The following is a 17,591-nucleotide window of genomic DNA, read 5'->3' as shown; positions in this document are numbered from 1 at the left end:
CCAACATCAGGGGTCAGATCTGCGCCGCACCCGGCGTGGCATACAACCGGCTCGGGCTGTCCACGCCCGGCAGCTGGATCACCCCGCGCTCCTGCATGCCCAACCCCAGCAGGATCTTCCCGGACACCACGTTGTCCAGATCGGTGATGCCATACAGATCCTGCAGGCCCAGCCCAGCGCGCGCATGCGCGAACACTGCCCGCGCCGCCTCACCGGCATAGCCCTGCCCGGCGAATTCCGACAGCACCGCATAGCCGATGTCCGGACCCGGCAGCCCATCACGCCGTACCAGTCCGGCATTGCCCAGCCAGGCACCATCGGACAACCGCTCGATGGCATACATGCCAAAGCCATTCAACGCATAGCTGTGCAGCACACGCAGCGCGATGTAGTCCCGCGCCTGCTCCTCACTGCGCACATTGCGGTCGCCAATGAAGCGCACGAAGCCCGGATCATTCAACAGCGCCAGCATCGGCGCCGCATCGCGATCAGGCTCGATGGCACGCAGGCGCAGGCGTTCACTCTCGATCGGTTGCACAGGTGGACCTCCAGCCGAAACCCCGATTCTGCCTCAACCCCGGCTGCTGCTTTTGATTTTCTTTGCATTGCCGTGGAAGGAAGCGCCCGGCATCTGTCAGAGGCCGATCGGGGTGGGTTCGCGGGGGTATCCGCGCCATGGATGGCGCGGCTAAGCCCCCAGGGACGGGTTCACGGCGTCCCCCGCGAACCCACCCCGATCGGCCACACTGCGGAACCAACGCGTGCTCCACCACGGAGGGGCGGCGCCGTTGGAGCGCCCTAGTCGAACAACGCCTCGATCGCCGCCAACCCCGCACTCGCCCGTTCCTTCTTGCGCGCCGCATCGGCCACCGGATCAGCGCCATCACGCTGGATCTCCTCCGCCGGGATCTCATCGAAGAACCGGCTCGGCTTCAGCCGCACATGCTCACCGAACTTGCGCGTCAGCTTGCTGTAACTCATCCACAGCTGGATCTTGGCGCGGGTGATGCCCACGTACAGCAGCCGCCGCTCTTCCTGCAGGTTGCCCTCGTCCAGGCTGACCTGGTGGGGCAGCACGCCATCCTCGCAGCCCACGATGAACACGTACGGGAATTCCAGGCCCTTGGAGGCGTGCATGGTCATCATGCGCACCTGGTTGCCGCCCTCGTCCTTGTCGCTGCGTGACAGCAGCGCCAGCTGGCCGGCCAGGTCGGCCGCGGTGGCACCGCGCGGGCCGCCCTCGAACCACTGTGCCAGTTCCTCGATGTTGTTGGCACGGCGCTGGTAGCTGGCTTCTTCCTTGGCCTGCTGGCGCAGTTCGCTGAGCAGGCCCGATTCCTTGGCGACCTTGCGGATCATGTCGCCCGAGGTGACCTGACGCATCTGCGCGCGCAGGTCGCGCAGGATGTCGGTGAAGCGCGCCAGGCTGTTGGCGGCGCGCGGCGGCAGCTGCTGCAGGGCGCCGATCGCCTCGGCAGCCTGTGCCATCGGCATGTCCTTTTCCTGCGCCAGCTCGGCCAGCCTGGCCAGCGTGCCGGCACCGACATCACGCTTGGGCGACTGCACCGCACGCATGAACGCGGTGTCGTCGTCCGGATTCACCAGCAGCCGCAACCAGGCCAGCGTGTCCTTCACTTCCTGACGCTCCAGGAACATGGTGCCGCCGGTCAGGTGGTAAGGGATGCGCAGCAGCTGCATCGCCTTTTCCAGCGGCCGTGACTGGAAGTTGCCGCGGAACAGGATGCAGAAATCACTCCAAGGCACGTTGCGCGACTGCGCCACGAAGGCGATCTCGGCCGCGACCTTTTCCGCTTCGTGCTCGCTGTTGCGGCATTCCCATACGCGGATGCGTTCACCGTCGGCCTGGTCGCTCCACAGCTTCTTCAGGTGCTCATGCGGGTTGTTGGCGATCAGCGCATTGGCGGCGCGCAGCACGCGGTTGGAGCAGCGGTAGTTCTGCTCCAGCTTGATGATTTCCAGCGCAGGGTAGTCGCGCCCCATCTGCTGCAGGTTTTCCGGGTTGGCACCGCGCCAGGCGTAGATCGACTGGTCATCGTCACCCACGCAGGTGAAGTTGCCCTTGTCACCGGCCAGCTGCTTGAGCAGGCGGTACTGCGCGTCGTTGGTATCCTGGCATTCGTCCACCAGCAGGTAGCCGATGCGCTCGCGCCAGGCCAGCGCGATCTCCGGATTTTCCTCCAGGATCTGCACCGGCAAACGGATCAGGTCATCGAAGTCGACCGCGTTGAACGCCGTCAGGCGCAGCTGGTAGCGCTCGTAGACGCTGGCCGCTTCCTTCTCGCGGTTGCTGCGCGCGGCGGCCATCGCCTGCTCGGGCGACAGGCCGGCGTTCTTGGCGCGCGACACCAGGTTCTTCATGTCCTCGATGTCGTCGGGCTTGGCCCCGTACATCAGGTCCTTGATCTGCGCAGCGGCATCATCGGCATCGAAGATCGAGAAGCCACGCTTCAGGCCCACGGCCGCGTGTTCGATCTGCAGGAACTTCAGGCCCAGCGCATGGAAGGTGCAGATGGTCACCTCGTCGGCGTCCTGCTCGCGCAGGCGCTTGGCCACACGCTCGCGCATTTCCTTGGCCGACTTGTTGGTGAAGGTGATCGCTGCGATGCGGCGTGCCGGGTAGCGGCCGCTGCCGATCAGGTGGGCGATCTTTTCCACGATCACGCGCGTCTTCCCGCTGCCCGCGCCGGCGAGCACCAGCAACGGACCTTCGATGTGCAGGACGGCGGCGGCTTGGGGGGGATTGAGACCGTGCATGGGAATGGGATTGTAGCGGGGCCGCAGCGGGCGGACCTGACTTGCATGCACGCCGTTCCTAAGCTATTGATTCGCCACCGGAGCACTGGAGCCAGGTGCATGCGCCCGACCGCCTCTGCCGCCCTGCTGGGCACCCTGCTGTTGCTGCTGGCGCCGTTGGCTGCCCGCAGTGCGGACTGCGCGCCCGATGCTGGCGCGTCGTTGCGGTCGGCGCTGATGACCCCGGGCTTCCTGCAGGCTCATCCTGACCTGCACTGGCGCGAGCTGGGCCTGCAGTCGTGGCGCCAGGGCCGGCCCGATCATGCGCTGGTGCGTTTCAAGCGGGCGGCCGCGCACGCCGACAAGCTGTCGCAGTCGCTGGTCGCGCGCATGTACCAGGAAGGCACGGGTACCGCCCCTGATCCGGTGCTGGCCTACATCTGGATGGACCTGGCCGCCGAACGCGGCTACCGCGACCTGCTGCTGGAGCGCGAGCGCTACTGGAACCGCCTGGATGCCGCGCAGCGGCAACGGGTGCTCGCCGAAGGGCCGGCGCTGTATGCGGCCTACGGCGATGCCACGGCCAAGCCGCGCATGGAGGCTGCCATGCGCGTGGACCGCAGCGGCATGACCGGCAGCCGTACCGGCTGGGTCAGCTCGATGCTGCAGGTGGAACTGTCCGACGGCCCGGAAGCCGGCTGGCCCACCCGTGGCGATGACTACTATCGCGATGCCTACTGGGACCCTGCAGCGTACTGGTGCATGCAGGACCGCATCTGGGAACAGGAGTTCCGCGGCCGCAGCGTCGAGGTCGGCCCACTCAGCCCCGTGGAAGGCGCGGGGCGCTGACGTTCGTATTCCATGGTCATTGCCAGGAGGGCGATCATATGAAAGCGAAGCAAGCTCCACGCTTCTGCCTGCTGCTGGGCCTGTCGATGGCCGCTGCCGTGACCGCCAGGGAATGCCCGGTGGAGGCCCCGCGGCAGATCCCGCCTACCGTCCTGACCGGAGGCTTCTTCGATGCCCATCCGGACCTGTTCTGGCGCAGCATCGTGACGCCGGGCAGCATCGTCTACGACAACGACTACTGGCGCGCCGCCGACTACTGGTGCCTGCAGGACAACTACTGGCGCCCCGCGCTGACCCCCAGCGTCGAGATAGGACGGCCGGACGCGGTCCGCGACGACAAGGCGGTGGACGACTAGAATTGGCCGATGGCCAAGCTCTATTTCTACTATTCGGCGATGAACGCCGGCAAGACCACGACCCTGCTGCAGAGTGCGCACAACTACCGCGAACGCGGCATGCGGGTGGCGATCCTGACCCCGCGCCTGGATGATCGTGCCGGCGCCGGCGTGGTGGCCTCGCGTATCGGCCTGCGTGCGGACGGCATGGCCTTCGACCGTGACACCGACCTGCAGCACTGGGTCGAACAGGACCTGGCCGCCAACGGCCCGATGGGCTGCGTGCTGGTGGATGAAGCGCAGTTCCTCACGCGCACCCAGGTCTGGCAGCTCAGCGAGGTGGTCGACCAGCTGCGCATTCCGGTGCTGTGCTACGGCCTGCGCACCGATTTCCGCGGCGAGCTGTTCGAGGGCAGCCAGTACCTGCTGGCCTGGGCCGACGAGATGCAGGAGATCAAGACCATCTGCCACAGCGGGAAGAAGGCGACGATGACCGTGCGCGTGGACGAACATGGCCATGCAGTGAAGGATGGCCCGCAGGTGGAGATCGGTGGCAACGACCGCTACGTGTCGGTCAGCCGTGCCGAGTTCAAGAAGATCACCCGCGGGGAAGGGCGGATCGATCCGGCGCAGGCACCCCTGCCGCTGTAAGGGGGGTCTTGTGCAGGGCTTACAGCCCTGCACCCGCGGTAGTGCCGGCCGCTGGCCGGCAACAGCAACAGCTAGAGCTGGCATTGCGTGGGATGGCGGGCCGGTGTGGGTGGGCAGGACACGCCGTAAACCCGTCCCTGGGGGCTCGATGGCGCCATCCATGGCGCCAACGGTCCTGCCCACCCACACCGCCCCACCTCTGACAGTTTCACGCGGCTGTTGGTGGGTGCCGACCGTTGGTCGGCACATCTGTCAGATATCGAAATTCATCTATCGAAATTCATCTGGGGTCAGAGCCCGTTGCGCAGCAACGGGATCCGACCCCGTGCTCCGACAGATCGCGGAGGTCTGTCGAAGGCGGGGTGGGTCCGGTGGCGGGAGTGTCCGCGGCATGGATGCCGCGGCCAAGCCCCCATGGACGGGTTTACGGCGTCTCCCGCCACCGGACCCACCCCGCCTCCCCACAGGAAACCAGCTTCTGCCGTTGCTTCGGCTCTGGCCTCTGCAGGTGCAGGGCTGCAAGCCCTGCAATCCCAAACCACTCAGTACAGCGTGCGCTCCGGCGCACCGGCCGGCGGCGGGGTGTACTGGTACAGCCAGGTCTCGGTCAGGGTCTTGCCGCCACTGCGCAGGAACAGGCGGATGTCGATCTGCTCGGTACTGCCCTCCGGCGGCACCAGGTCGAACATCGCGCGGTAGCCATTGATCTCGCGCAGCGGACGCGCCGACACGATCTCGACCCGGCCGCGGCTGGCTTCCACCACCGCCTCGACCTCGCCCTTGTCGATCAGCCTGGCCAGCTCGCCACCTTCGAAGTCCACCGCGAAGCGCCAGCTGAAGTACTCGCGCTTCTTGCCGACCACGCCACCCAGGCCGGTGCGGCTGGCCACGCAGTGCGCCAGCGGCGGCCGTGCCGGTGGTTCGGCACCCCAGTACAGGCGGTAGCCAACCAGCAGTTCCTGGCCCGGCTGCGGTTTTTCCTTGGGGTTCCAGAACGCCACGATGTTGTCGAAGGTCTCGTCCACGGTGGGGATCTCCACCAGCTGCACCGAGCCCTCGCCCCATTCGCCCTTCGGCTCCACCCACAGGCACGGGCGCTTCTCGTAGAACACGCCGTCGTCCTGGTAATGGTCGAAGTTGCGGTCGCGCTGCAGCAGGCCGAAGCCGCGGGGGTTGCGGTCCACGAACATGTTGAAGCGCAGGTTGCGCGGGTTCAGCAGCGGCCTCCAGATCCATTCGCCGGCACCGGTCCACAGCGACAGGCCGTCGGTGTCGTGGATCTCCGGGCGCCAGTCCCAGGCCATGCGGCGGTCGTTCTCACCCACCTGGTACATGCTGGTGCACGGAGCGATGCCCAACCGCTCGATCGCCTTGCGCGGGTACAGCGCACTGTCGATGTCCATCAGCAGCACATCGCCATTGGTGATCGCGAAGCGATAGGCGCCGGCCACGCTGGGCGAATCCAGCAGGCCATACACCACGATCGTTTCCGAATCGGCCGACGGCTGTTCCAGGTAATAGGCGATGAAGTCCGGGAATTCCTCCGGCTTGCCCATGCCGGTATCGATTGCCAGGCCACGCGCGGACTGGCCGTACTGGCCTTCCTTGCCGACCGCGCGGAAGTAGCTGGCGCCGAGGAAGGCGGCGAAATCGCGATCGGTGTCCTTGCGGGTGTTCAGGCGGAAACCGGCGAAGCCGAGATCGGCCGGCAGCTCGCCGTCCTTGATGCCGCTCTTGCCGTAGTTGAAGGCCGCGCCGTCATAGGCCAGCTCCTGCGCCTTGCCGTCGACCACGTCGAACATGCGCACCGGCGAATGGAAGTACAGGCCCAGGTGGAAGAACTTGGCCTGGAACTTGCCCGGCTGGTCGGCCCACAGCGCATGGTCCTGGCGGTAACCGATCGACTGGTACTGGTCCCAGTCCAGCCCTTCCAGGCGGCCCGGCAGCACCCGCTTGTGGCTCTTGTAGGGCGCCTGTGCCAGCGCGCGCGCCTGGCCCTTCAGGGTGGCGAAGTCGAACGGCTGCGGTTGGCCGAGGCGGCGCAGGCCCATCTGGCCGCTCCTGCTGGCCGCGCACGCGGGCAGGGACGGCAGGCCGAATGCAGCCAGGGCGAGGGAGGCATTGCGGATGAAGTCGCGTCGTTGCATGCAGGCGCGTCAGGCACAGAGCGGAAGGTCGGCCATCATAGGCAGACAAACGTTAACGGGCAGCGGAGACGTGCCCTGCCCGTTCAGCTGCCGCTGGCCACCTGCCTCAGCGCTGGCAGTGGCTGCACCAGACGCTGGCGCGCTGGCCGATGGTGGCGTGCTTCAACGCGCGGCCACAGTTCGGGCAGGGCAGCCCGTCACGGCCGTACACCAGCAGTTCCTGCTCGAAGTAGCCCGGCGCGCCATCGGGGCTGATGAAGTCACGCAGGGTGGTGCCACCACGGGTGATGGCGTAGCCGAGGATCTCCTTCACCGCATCGGCCAGCCGCTGGTAGCGCTCGCGCGAGATTTTCCCGGCCTCGCGCAGCGGACTGATGCCGGCCTTGAACAGGCTCTCGGCGGCGTAGATGTTGCCCACGCCCACCACCACCGCCTGGTCCATCAGGAAGGTCTTCACCGGCGCGCTGCGGCCACGGCTGCGGGCGAACAGGTAGTCCCCGTCGAAGGCATCGTCCAGCGGCTCCGGGCCCAGCCCCTGCAGCAGCGGGTGGACTTCGCCGGCCGGCTGCCACAGCAGGCTGCCGAAGCGGCGCGGGTCGTTGAAGCGCAACAGGCGGCCGTTGTCCAGGCTGATATCCACATGGTCGTGCGCGCGCAGCGGGGTATCGCCGGGCAGCACACGCAGGCTGCCGGACATGCCCAGGTGCAGCACGGCGCTGCCGATGGCGGTGTCCAGCAGCAAGTACTTGGCGCGACGGCGGATGTCCTCGATGCGCTGCCCCGGCAGCAGCTCGGCCACTTCCGGCGGAATCGGCCAGCGCAGGTCGGCGCGGCGCAGGATCACGCCATGCACGCGGCGGCCCTGCAGGTGCGGCGCCAGGCCGCGGCGGGTGGTTTCGACTTCGGGCAGTTCAGGCATGAACCGATTCTACGCCCGCTCAGCGTGGCGGCGCCGCCAGTTCACGGGCATCCAGGACGCCATCACCGTTGGCATCCTGCTTATGGAAGCGCTGCACGATCACCTGCCGCTGCTGCTCGCGGCGGATCGCCCTGCCCTTGCCACCGGGCAGCTCCTCGGCGCTCAGCACGCCATCGCCATTGCGGTCCATGCGGTCGAAGGCATACAGCATCCACTGCACGTACTCGGCCTCGCTGACCTTGCCGTCGCCATCGCTGTCCATCCGCTGCAGGTAGCTGGCGGTATCGGTGACCTGGGCCAGCGCCGCACCCGGCAGCAGCACCGCCAGCAGAACGCCGTACCCTGCCCTCACGCGCCCACCAGGCTGTAGCCCTTCAATCGCGCAGCGTAGGCCTGCAGCGCCGCGATTCCGCTTTCCTCGGCCTCGCGGCACCAGGCCTGCAGCTGGTGCAGGCGCTCGGCGGCATCGTGGCCGCGGGCCTCGAGCAGCGCCGCCAACCGCGCGCGGTACTCGACCAGGGTGCGGATGCGCGGGCGCTGTGCCACCCATTCGCTGAGCTGGGCACGACTGTCCGGCTTCAGCCAGCGGCCATCGTTGACCAGGCCACGGCGCAGCCGGCGCGGCAGCAGGCGCCGCAGCTTGGCCCCAGCGTGGGCGGCTTCCTCGCGCAGGGCCGGCATGAACACGTTGCGCTGGTAGTCGGTCATCGCCTGGAAGCGGTGCGAGAGCAGCGCCTTCAGGGTCTCGGCATCGGGCACGGCGATGTTCGGGCGTACGTCCATGGCCGGTGCAACGCGAAGCACCTTGGCCAGGCGCAGCGCCTGCAGCAGGCGGATCGCACTCCAGCCGATGTCGAACTCCCAGCGCCGCATCGCGAAGCGCGCCGAGCTGGGGAAGGCATGATGGTTGTTGTGCAGCTCCTCACCACCGATCCAGAACCCCCACGGCGTCAGGTTCGTGGAGGTATCGGCCGATTCGTAGTTGCGGTAGCCCCACCAGTGGCCCAGGCCATTGACCACGCCGGCCGCCCAGAACGGGATCCATGCCATCTGGATCGCCCACAGGGCCACGCCGGGCAGGCCGAACAGCACGCTGTTGATCGCCAGCAGCAGCACCGGGCCCAGCGTGGCGTGCGGGGTATACAGGTGGCGCTCGATCGCATCATCCGGGGTGCCGCGCCCGTACTGCTCGATGTCCGCGCGCATGCCGCGTGCCTCCCGGTACAGCTCCACGCCATGCCAGAACACCGTGCCGATGCCGCGGGTGACCGGGCTGTGCGGGTCGTCCTCGGTCTCCACCTTGGCGTGGTGCTTGCGGTGGATGGCCACCCATTCGCGGGTGATCATCGAGGTGGTCAGCCAGAGCCAGAAACGGAACACGTGGGCCAGCGCCGGGTGGAAATCGACGCCGCGATGGGCCTGGCTGCGGTGCAGGTACAGGGTCACCGAGAAGATGGTGATCTGGGTGAAGACCAGCAGCACGCCCAGCATGGCCCACCAGCCGAGGCCGAGCACACCACCGGTCAACAGGGACATCAGGGCATCGGGCATGGCGGCTCTCCGTATCGACGCGGGGATGGCAGACATCATGGGCGCTTGCGTTGCAAACTGCATCCCTGCGGCGGTGATTGCCACCGTCATCCGTGGCACCGTTCACAGTTGGGGACCTGAGTTGTCGAGCCTTGATCCACGCGCCAGCACCATGACTGCCGCCCCGTCCGTTGCGGAGCTGCCCCCCTTGATCGAACTGGACCGCGCCACCGTGGTGCGCGGCCAGGTGAAGGTGCTGCACGGGCTCAGCCTGCGCATCGCGCAGGGCCAGCACACCGCCCTGCTCGGCCCCAACGGCTGCGGCAAGTCGACCTTCATCAAGCTGATCACCCGCGAACTGTATCCCCTTGCACAGGGAGACGGCTCGGTGGCGGTGAAGGTGCTGGGCCAGAACCGCTGGCAGGTGGACCGGCTGCGTTCGCAGCTGGGCATCGTCACCGGCGACCTCAGCAGCAATCTGGCCGACATGCCCGGGCTGACCGTGGAACAGGCGGTGCTGTCCGGCTTCTTCGCCAGCTACGTGGTGCCGGCCTTCCGCGAAGTGACCGCCGACATGCGCACGCGCGTCGGCGAGACACTGGCGATGACCGGCGCCCTGTCCCTGCGCGAACGCGCCTATGCCGAGCTGTCGGCCGGCGAGACCCGCCGCGTGCTGATCGCCCGCGCGCTGGTCAATCGGCCGCAGGCACTGCTGCTGGACGAACCCTCCACCGGGCTGGACCTGGTCGCCCGCGAGCAGCTGGTGGCGACCATGCGGGTGCTGGCGCAGCAGGGCATCACCCTGGTGCTGGTGACCCACCACATCGAAGAGATCATTCCCGAGATCGAACGCGTGGTGCTGCTGCGCGACGGCCGTGTGCTGGCTGATGGCACCCGCGCCGAACTGCTGCGCAGCGCGCCGCTGTCGGCGGTGTTCGGTGGCCCGATCACCGTGTGCGAGCAGGAAGGCCGGCTGACCGCGTACGCGGGGTGAGGCGGAGCCCTCGGGGGAAACAAGGAGCCTGGAAACCGACAGGCCTGGGAGACCGACTCTACCCCGTCGTGGTGTCATTCCCGTCGTGATGTCATTCCCGCCGTCACGCCATTCCCGTCGCGATGCCATTCCGTCGCCATGCCGGTGCAGCGGGCCGGATGTTCCGGCCCGCCACCGCCTTGCTCAGAACCTCAACGCCAGCGCGCGTGACTCGATCGGTGCCATCCGGCTCTGATCCTGCAGCTGCAGGTCGCGCAGCTCATACGGCGCACCGAAACCGGCCGGCAATGCGGCCTGGTCGAACGGCAGCACCAGCTGGCCACGCCCCGGACCATCGAACCACGCGGCCGCATGCGCCTGCGCGACCGGCTTCAGCTGGCCATCGCGGCCGGTGGCATACAGCGTGCCACGCGCCTCGTAGCGGCCAGCGGCGGCTACCTGCAATGGCAGTGCGACCTGTCGACTGGCCGGGTCCGGCGCCGCCTGGCCACTGAAGCGCGCGGTCGGACGCGCCACCGCGAAGGCGACCTTGCCATCGCGCAACACACCATCGGCCTGGGCGAACACCTGCAGCTCCCACAACCCCTGCGCGTTGCCGACATCAGCCGGAATCCGCACCTGCGCACGCAGGGCACCATCGGTGGTGCGCAGCAGGCGCTGCGGCCAGCTGCGGCCGTCCGGCGCAACCAGCAACGCTTCACCGCCCAGGCTGCTGCGGCGTGAGGCCAGCGTTGCGGGAGTAGCGCCGTCTTCCAGCAGGCGCGCCTGCAGCTGCAGGTTGCCACCGGCCAGCACCTGCCCTTGGTTGGCCTGCACCTCCAGCCGCAGCGGACTGTTCGGCTCCAGTACCTGCACCACGTAGCGGCCCTGTGCCTGCGCGCTCTGCAGCGTGTACGCACCGGCCGCACTGGTCGCGCCGGTACGCAGCATGCTGCTGCCATCACTCACCGGCATACCGGCCTCCTGCAGCGCGCGCGCGTCGACACTGCGGGCCACGCTGCTGCGGCCTGCCGGGTCGCGCACCTGCAGCGAGTTGGCCGGCACTGCACGCGCGCCTTCTGCCGGGCTCAGCTGGATCACCGCATCGGCGGCCGTCAGCGGTAGATCGAGGCCGCGCTGCAGTTGCGTGCCATCGACCTGCTGCCAGTAGCTGCGGCTGACCGAGGCATACGGAGTCGCCGCCTGCAACGATTGCGCCGGGTCCAAGGCCCAGGCGAAGGACAGCGGTGCGCGTTCGCTGTCATCGGCCGGCAACGGCGCGGCAACCAGCGCCGCGGGCACCTGGTCGCCTGCGCGGGCGGCCTGCAGCGGCTGCGCGGCCTGCGCTGCGGAAAGGGACAGTGCTGCCAGCACGGCGCCGGCCAGCAGGGTGGATTGAATCGTCATGGTCGTCTCCCTCACTGGGTCAGGTCGTTGCGCAGCAGGGTGCCGAGGCCGAAGCACTCGCGGCGGCTCTGGTTGTGGCTGAGCGGTTCTGCGCCCTGGGTACGCGCCTTGTCGGTGAACCAGGTGGTGCCGGCGGCCTTCTGGCTGCTGCACTCCAGGAAGCCATCGGAGCAGGACGACAGCCAGTTCTGGGTGAACTCCAGGCCGACGTTGGCGGCATAGCCGCCGCAGTAACTGTTGCTGTCCCACACCGCCGATTCCACGTCGCTACCGACCACCGCGCGGAACGGCTTGGGCAGCGCTGGGCGACCGGCCGTGCCATACAGGTTCTGCGCGTTGTAGGTGGCCATGCTCGCCACCTGCTGCTGGCGCACCGCGTCGTTCTTGTAGCCCAGCAGCCAGCCCAGCGAGGTTTCAAAGGTGTTGCCGTTGAGTACCGCATCGGCCAACGGCGTACCCGCCGAGGAAGGTGCCAGCGCGGTGACCTTGCGCACCGTGCGGATGATCTTCGGATAGCGGCTGTCGTAGGTCGGGTTGGACAGGATCCAGCGCACCACATTGCCGCCGTTGGAATGGGTGATCACCACCAGCTGGGTGATGCCACGGCTGTCGATGAAGCTGGTCAGCTGGTTGGCCAGGCAACCGGCAGCTTCGGGCTTCCACATGTACTGGGTGAAGTCACAGTTGATGACCACGTAGTTGCTGCTGTTCGGCAGGCCCTGGCGCACGGTGTCGATGATCGCCGGCTGCCAGTAGTCCTGGGTGGCGTTGGTCTGCGCGCCGGTGCCATGCACGAAGGCCACGCCGACCACGTCGGCGGCCTGCGCCGGCGCTGTTGCAAGCCCGAGGAGCAGGGCCAGGACGGTACTTCCTGTTGCGGTGCTGCGCATCGCTTCTCTCCCTCTGTCTTCGGATCCCCCCCGACCCGGCTGGAACTGGACGGCCCTGGCGCTTGCCGTTGTGCCGATGCTCGCGGTGCAGCGGCGTGAAAGTCCGTGCGCTGCGCCCGGAATCAGGAGACTGACGTCAAACGATGACGCTTTTCATATCGCGACAATGACCATGCCGGGTCTGGCCGTATGACCGATGGCCACTGCAGTGTCGTATGGGGGCTGCGATCATGGCGCGTTGTTTTCTCTCCCGGAGCCTGTCCATGTCGCTGATTTCCCACCCTGCCCGCCCGCTGCTCGGCCTTGCCGTCGTCGCGGCCCTGGCCGGTTGTGCCGCCACCGCCACCAAGCCGACCGCCGTCGAAGCCAACATCACCACCAAGGCGGTGGGCTATCTGGACAAGAGCGCGGTTCCGGCCAGCCTCGACCTGGTACCGGCACCACCGGTGGCCGGTTCGGCCGCGCTCGCCCTGGACGAGCAGGTCAGCCGTGAAGCCCGCGCGCTGCGTGGCAGCCCGCGCTTCGCCCAGGCCGGTGTCGATGCGGAACTCGGTTTCCCCGAAGGCGCCAACCACTTCTCCTGCGCCGCCGACATCGACGTCGATGCGGTGAAGACCCCGGCGCTGTATCGCCTGCTGGAGCGCAGCCGGATCGACGCCAGTGCGGCGACCAAGGCGGCCAAGAACCACTACCAGCGCCCGCGCCCGTTCATGGTCAATGGTGAACCGACCTGCTCGCCGAAGGACGAGGAAGGCCTGCGCAAGAACGGTTCCTACCCGTCCGGCCACACCTCGATCGGTTGGGCCTGGGCACTGATCCTGTCCGAGATCGCGCCGGACCGCGCCGATGCCATCCAGGCCCGTGGCCGCAACTACGGCGAGAGCCGCCTGGTCTGCAACGTGCACTGGCAGAGCGACATCCTCGAAGGCCGCTTCATGGGCGCCGCCGCGGTGGCCCGCCTGCACGACAACGCTGCATTCAACAAGGACCTGCTGGCCGCACGCAAGGAAATCGCGGCCGCACGCAAGGCCGGCCTGCACTCCAGCCGCGATTGCACTACCGAGAACGCGGTGCTGAAGGTGCGCCCGCAGAGCGCGCTGTAAGCGCGCGCCGGATCACTCGTTGCCGGCCAGCGGCCGGCACTACAATGGGCGTAAGGAAAAAGGGCCGGCATTGCGCCGGCCCTTTTTCATTGCATCAACGCAGCCACCGCATCAGAACTTCGCGGTGAACTCCACGCCCCAGGTACGCGGCTCGTTGAGGAAGCCGGTCAGGTTGTTGAAGTCGATCGCGCCGACCACGCGGGTCTGGTTGGTCAGGTTGCGGCCGAACACGGCTACGTCGTACTGGCCGTAATCCCAGTTGTAGCCCAGGCGCAGGCCGCCTTCCAGCGAACTACGGCCGCGGAATTCCGGCGACTCGTAGATGAAGAAGTTCACCGCGCTGCGGTAGGCCCAGTCCGTGTAGGCATACAGCTCGCTGCCATCGCTGAGCGGGAAGCCCACGCGCAGGGTCGCGTTGTGGATCCACTTCGGCGCCTGCGGCAGCGGGTTGCCGTTCACCAGCGCATAGGTCTGGCCGTTGATCACCGTGGTCGGGTCGTTGATGGTGCAGCCACCGCCGCAGATCGCCACCGCCAGATCCTTGTCCTTGATCTCGGTGTCGTTGTAGCTGCTGCCGAAGGTCAGCAGGACGTTGTCGGCCAGGTAGGCTTCCAGGTCCAGTTCCACGCCCTGGCCGATGGTCTTGTCGGCGTTGAGCAGGGTGGCGATGTTGTTGCTGCCACCCACCGCGATCAGCTGCTGGCCATCGACGTTGTAGCGGAACACGCTCAGGCCCAGGCGCGCGCGGCGCTCGAACAGGTCGGCCTTGATGCCGGCTTCATACGAGATGACCTTCTCCGAGTCGGCCTGCGACAGGCCCGGCGCGAAAGCCAGGCGGCCCTGGATCGACGGTGCGCGGAAACCCTTGGCCACGCGGGCGTAGGCGTTGATGTCGTCGGTCAGCTTGTAGACGCCGCTGACATCCCAGCTGACGTCGTTGACGTCGGTGTTGGCCAGGTACGGGCCGCTGACCGGGGTGCCGAACGGAACGGCCTGCAGCACGCTGGCGCTGAAGTCCTTCTTGTCCTGGGTGTAGCGCACGCCGGCGCGCAGCTTGAAGCGATCGGTGACATCGAAGTCGCCCGAAGCGAACACCGCCCACGCCTTGTTGCGCTGGTTCTGCACCACGTGGCCGGTCTGCGGGTTGCCCGGGGTCAGCGAGTCGTAGTTGAAGTTGTTGATGGTCACGTCTTCATCGAAGTAGAAGACGCCGGCCTGCCAGTCGAAACGGCCCCATTCGTTGGACTCGATGCGGAATTCCTGCGTCCACTGGCGATGGTGCGGCAGGCCATCAGCCGACTCCGAGGAGAACGGAATCAGGCCCGGGCCGTAGTTGCCAGCACCGAGGAAGGCCGCACCGTAGCCGCCGTCGATGTCGCCACGGTTGAGCGATTCGGCGGTCTCGTAGCCGGTGATCGAATGCAACGTCACCGAGCCGAGGTTCCACTGCAGGCGCGCGCTGCCGCCCCAGGTTTCCAGGTCGGAGAAGTTGACGCCGTCGTTGGCCACCTTGTCGCGGTCGAAGTTCTCGACCAGCGAATTGCCACCCTTCTGGATGATGTTGGCGCGGAACAGGCGGGCGGTGCCGTTGAGCTTGCGCTTGTGCAGGTTGAACAGCGCTTCGAAGTCGTCGCCTTCGTACAGGAACTGCACGCGGCCGGCGGCTTCGTCATAGCCTTCGAAACCACTGTTGGGGGCACCGGCGCGGGTGTTGTCGACCCAGTCATCGCGGCGCTGGTAGATCGCCGAGACACGTGCCGACCAGCGGTCGGTCAGCGGGCCGCCGTAGGCGCCCTGAACGTTCCAGCTGTTGTAGCTGCCGTAGCCCACGCGCACGTAGCCGTCGGCATCCTGCGACGGTCGCGCCGAATCGAACTTGACCACGCCGGCCGGGGTGTTGCGGCCGAACAGCGTGCCCTGCGGGCCACGCAGCACTTCCACGTTGGCCAGGTCGAACAGCGGGAAGCCCTTCAGCAGCGGGCTTTCCTGCACCACGTCGTCATACACCAGCGACACCGGCTGCGAGGCATTGAGGTCGAAATCGGTGTTGCCCAGGCCACGGATGTAGAAGCGCGGGAAGGCTCGGCCGTAGGACGACTCGATGTTGAGGCTGGGCACGCGCGCGGCCAGGAAGCGGATGTCATCGCCGGCCGAGCCGAGCACATCCAGCTTCTCGCCCTGGATCGCGCTCAGTGCGACCGGTACGTCCTTGGCGTTCTCGACGCGGCGCTGCGCGGTCACCTGCAGGGCATCGAGGGCAACCGGATCCTTGGCGGCGGGGGTTTCCTGAGCGGCTGCTACCAGCGGCAGCAGGGCGGAAAGAGCGGCAACGAGGGGGCGCGCGACCGGAAGGCGGCCACGGGAAGTACGGGTCGGGGACATGGCGGTAGGCTGTGTTTGGAGGGGTGGTAAAACGGCGCTACCAGATAATTGTTGCAATACAGCACCTACGCCGCAAATGCCCGCCGTTCATGGCCCCGTCGCCGGCGCCCCCGGGCGCTCGCTAGACTCGGGGTTTCCAACGCGACGGACCCGCCGCCATGACCCAGTGGTACTTCCATGCCTCCGCCCAGGCCGAGCGCATCGGCCCGCTTGATGACGAGGCCGCGCGCCGCTACGCGCAGGCCAATCCGCGCGCGCTGGCCTGGTGCCAGGGCATGAGCGGGTGGACACCGATCGCCGAGGTGGCCGAGCTGCAGGCGGCGGCCCCGGGCATGCCCAACACCCCACCGCCGGTCCCCGCCGGCGCCAGCGGCCGCGCCGACGACATCGAGTTCCGCATCGTCGGCCATGAAATGCAGTTCGTGGAGATCGAGCTCGACCCCGGCGAGAGCGCCATCGCCGAGGCCGGTGCATTGATGTTCAAGGACGCCACGGTACAGATGGACACGGTGTTCGGCGCCGCCAACGGCGACCAGGGCGGCGGCTTCATGGGCAAGGTGATGGCCGCCGGCAAGCGCGTGCTGACCGGCGAGAGCCTGTTCGCCACCGTCTACACGCAGAGCGGGCACGGCAAGGGCAAGGTCGCCTTCGCCGCGCCCTACCCGGGCACGGTGCTGGCAATGAAACTGGACCAGCACGGCGGCCGCCTGATCTGCCAGAAGGACAGCTTCCTGGCCGGTGCGCGCGGCGTGCAGATCGGCGTGCAGTTCCAGCGCAAGATCATGACCGGCCTGTTCGGTGGTGAGGGTTTCATCATGCAGAAGCTGGAAGGCGACGGCTGGGTGTTCATCCACGCCGGCGGCTGCGTGGTGGAACGCGAGCTGGCTGCCGGCGAGCGCCTGGACGTGGATACCGGCTGCGTGGTGGCCTACCACCCGACCGTGGACATGGACGTGCGCCGTGTTGCGGGCATCAAGAGCATGCTGTTCGGCGGCGAGGGCGTGTTCCTGGCCACGCTGACCGGCCCAGGCAAGGTCTGGCTGCAGTCGCTGCCGTTCTCGCGCCTGGCCGGCCGCATGTGGATGGCCGCGCCGCAGGGCGGTGGCCAGAACCGCGGCGAGGGTTCGGTACTGGGCGGCCTGGGCCGGATACTGGACGGCGACAACCGCTTCTGACCGCCTCCGGTCGTGCCGGCCGCTGGCCGGCAACCCCATGGACCCTGGCACGCATCCCGGTAGTGCCGGCCGCTGGCCGGCAGCCCCATGGACCTTGGCGCGCATCCCGGTCGTGCCGGCCGCTGGCCGGCAACCCCATGGACCTTGGCACGCATCCCGGTAGTGTCGGCCGCTGGCCGGCAACCCCATGGACCTTGGCGCGCATCCCGGTAGTGCCGGCCGCTGGCCGGCAGCCCAATGGACCTTGGCACGCATCCCGGTAGTGCCGGCCGCTGGCCGGCAACCCCATGGACCTTGGCACGCATCCCGGTAGTGCCGGCCGCTGGCCGGCAGCCCCATGGACCTTGGCGCGCATCCCGGTAGTGCCGGCCGCTGGCCGGCAACCTCATGGACCTTGGCGCGCATCCCGGTAGTGCCGGCCGCTGGCCGGCAACCTCATGGACCTTGGCGCGCATCCCGGTAGTGCCGGCCGCTGG

At 67.8% G+C, this 17,591-nt stretch carries 15 protein-coding genes; 6 read left to right on the top strand and 9 right to left on the bottom strand.

Annotated elements, in window-relative coordinates:
* Positions 1 to 13: 13 nt before the first annotated feature.
* A complete protein-coding gene (locus AC5P5X_RS11525) occupies positions 14 to 538 on the bottom strand; it encodes a GNAT family N-acetyltransferase (protein WP_099526870.1) in 525 nt (174 codons plus the stop codon).
* A gap of 260 nt (positions 539 to 798) precedes the next feature.
* Entirely contained in the window at positions 799 to 2,775 is a 1,977-nt protein-coding gene (locus tag AC5P5X_RS11520; protein WP_012478687.1) for a UvrD-helicase domain-containing protein, read from the bottom strand.
* A gap of 99 nt (positions 2,776 to 2,874) precedes the next feature.
* Here AC5P5X_RS11520 and AC5P5X_RS11515 point away from each other — a divergent pair, with 99 nt between their 5' ends.
* From AC5P5X_RS11515 to AC5P5X_RS11505, 3 genes are read left to right on the top strand one after another with little or no spacing between them, the layout of a single operon-like run.
* Positions 2,875 to 3,603: an SEL1-like repeat protein gene (locus AC5P5X_RS11515; protein WP_049418736.1), complete on the top strand. Its 729-nt coding sequence runs from the start codon at positions 2,875 to 2,877 to the stop codon at positions 3,601 to 3,603.
* 38 nt (positions 3,604 to 3,641) lie between these two features.
* Complete coding sequence (locus tag AC5P5X_RS11510) at positions 3,642 to 3,959, top strand: hypothetical protein (protein WP_043035300.1); 318 nt, start codon at positions 3,642 to 3,644, stop codon at positions 3,957 to 3,959.
* A gap of 9 nt (positions 3,960 to 3,968) precedes the next feature.
* Complete coding sequence (locus AC5P5X_RS11505) at positions 3,969 to 4,589, top strand: thymidine kinase (protein ID WP_005411814.1); 621 nt, start codon at positions 3,969 to 3,971, stop codon at positions 4,587 to 4,589.
* A 542-nt stretch (positions 4,590 to 5,131) separates the two neighbouring features.
* On the opposite strand, the gene AC5P5X_RS11500 is transcribed toward AC5P5X_RS11505, so the two are convergent.
* The 4 genes from AC5P5X_RS11500 to AC5P5X_RS11485 all read right to left on the bottom strand — a co-directional run bounded on the left by AC5P5X_RS11500 (position 5,132) and on the right by AC5P5X_RS11485 (position 9,206).
* A complete protein-coding gene (locus AC5P5X_RS11500) occupies positions 5,132 to 6,736 on the bottom strand; it encodes an OpgD/OpgG family glucan biosynthesis protein (RefSeq protein WP_032965460.1) in 1,605 nt (534 codons plus the stop codon).
* A 106-nt stretch (positions 6,737 to 6,842) separates the two neighbouring features.
* Entirely contained in the window at positions 6,843 to 7,655 is an 813-nt protein-coding gene (gene mutM, locus AC5P5X_RS11495; RefSeq protein WP_005407488.1) for a bifunctional DNA-formamidopyrimidine glycosylase/DNA-(apurinic or apyrimidinic site) lyase, read from the bottom strand.
* Between the two features lie 19 nt (positions 7,656 to 7,674).
* Entirely contained in the window at positions 7,675 to 8,007 is a 333-nt protein-coding gene (locus tag AC5P5X_RS11490) for an EF-hand domain-containing protein (RefSeq protein ID WP_005407487.1), read from the bottom strand.
* A complete protein-coding gene (locus AC5P5X_RS11485; protein ID WP_044569304.1) occupies positions 8,004 to 9,206 on the bottom strand; it encodes a DesA family fatty acid desaturase in 1,203 nt (400 codons plus the stop codon). Before AC5P5X_RS11485 ends, AC5P5X_RS11490 begins: the two co-directional genes overlap by 4 nt.
* Before the next feature lie 151 nt (positions 9,207 to 9,357).
* Here AC5P5X_RS11485 and AC5P5X_RS11480 point away from each other — a divergent pair, with 151 nt between their 5' ends.
* The gene (locus AC5P5X_RS11480; RefSeq protein WP_012478682.1) at positions 9,358 to 10,179 is read left to right on the top strand and encodes an ABC transporter ATP-binding protein; all 822 of its coding nucleotides are present in this window, start codon (positions 9,358 to 9,360) and stop codon (positions 10,177 to 10,179) included.
* Between the two features lie 183 nt (positions 10,180 to 10,362).
* Here AC5P5X_RS11480 and AC5P5X_RS11475 read toward each other — a convergent pair whose 3' ends face one another.
* Entirely contained in the window at positions 10,363 to 11,565 is a 1,203-nt protein-coding gene (locus AC5P5X_RS11475; RefSeq protein WP_012478681.1) for a DUF4785 domain-containing protein, read from the bottom strand.
* Between the two features lie 11 nt (positions 11,566 to 11,576).
* Complete coding sequence (locus tag AC5P5X_RS11470; RefSeq protein ID WP_005407483.1) at positions 11,577 to 12,455, bottom strand: lipase family protein; 879 nt, start codon at positions 12,453 to 12,455, stop codon at positions 11,577 to 11,579.
* A 263-nt stretch (positions 12,456 to 12,718) separates the two neighbouring features.
* Here AC5P5X_RS11470 and AC5P5X_RS11465 point away from each other — a divergent pair, with 263 nt between their 5' ends.
* Positions 12,719 to 13,558: an acid phosphatase gene (locus AC5P5X_RS11465; protein ID WP_005411807.1), complete on the top strand. Its 840-nt coding sequence runs from the start codon at positions 12,719 to 12,721 to the stop codon at positions 13,556 to 13,558.
* 111 nt (positions 13,559 to 13,669) lie between these two features.
* On the opposite strand, the gene AC5P5X_RS11460 is transcribed toward AC5P5X_RS11465, so the two are convergent.
* Positions 13,670 to 15,940 carry a TonB-dependent receptor gene (locus tag AC5P5X_RS11460; protein ID WP_111189809.1) on the bottom strand — a complete coding sequence of 757 codons (2,271 nt, stop codon included), beginning with the start codon at positions 15,938 to 15,940 and terminating at the stop codon, positions 13,670 to 13,672.
* Between the two features lie 158 nt (positions 15,941 to 16,098).
* On the opposite strand from AC5P5X_RS11460, the gene AC5P5X_RS11455 reads away from it, so the two are divergent.
* Complete coding sequence (locus AC5P5X_RS11455) at positions 16,099 to 17,115, top strand: TIGR00266 family protein (RefSeq protein ID WP_111189810.1); 1,017 nt, start codon at positions 16,099 to 16,101, stop codon at positions 17,113 to 17,115.
* Positions 17,116 to 17,591: the final 476 nt, after the last annotated feature.

The sequence above is a fragment of the Stenotrophomonas sp. YJH_SMC_91 genome (assembly GCF_059368495.1).
Note: the sequence above shows the minus strand (reverse complement) of the source record. Positions and strands in the feature narration are given on the sequence as shown.